The organism is Sulfitobacter sp. HI0129, assembly GCF_001635395.1.
Taxonomy (GTDB): domain Bacteria; phylum Pseudomonadota; class Alphaproteobacteria; order Rhodobacterales; family Rhodobacteraceae; genus Sulfitobacter.
The window spans coordinates 1-484 of the sequence record NZ_LWGH01000563.1; the positions used below are offsets into that span (position 1 = coordinate 1).

The 484-nt window shown below is 56.8% G+C and carries 1 protein-coding gene; it reads left to right on the top strand.

What is annotated here, in order from left to right:
* Positions 1–76: 76 nt before the first annotated feature.
* On the top strand, positions 77–403 hold the full coding sequence (locus A3764_RS26450; protein ID WP_443069386.1) for a hypothetical protein: 327 nt from the start codon (positions 77–79) through the stop codon (positions 401–403).
* Positions 404–484: the final 81 nt, after the last annotated feature.

Below are 484 nucleotides of genomic sequence, written 5' to 3' on the forward strand. Positions count from 1 at the left end.
GCGCGTTTTCCTTGCGACGCCGGAAGAGGCGGCGACGCTTCCGGTTCAGGATGATGACATCGTGCTGCAACCCAAGATGGATGAGACGCGGAGTGGTGCTCCGGGTATTTCCGGGCTGACGGGGGCAGGGGTGAACGACCTAGTGGACCGAATTGCTGACATTCTTTCTGTCCGTTCTGGGAACGCGGGGCTCGCGACGCATGAACGGCATAGAACTGCCATGGTGAATGCACGGGAGCATCTATCCGAAGTACGGTCCTTGATCAGCACTGGTCCGGACCTGTATGATATCGCTGCGGATGGGCTTCGGCATGCTGTCCTTCATCTGGATTCGCTTGTGGGCCGAATAGATGTCGAAAATCTGTTGGACGAGATCTTTTCCAACTTTTGTATCGGGAAGTGAGGGGTGTTTCACGTGAAACATTTCAACGTGCTTGTTATCGGGGGCGGCCACGCAGGCTGCGAAGCCGCACATGCTGCCGCA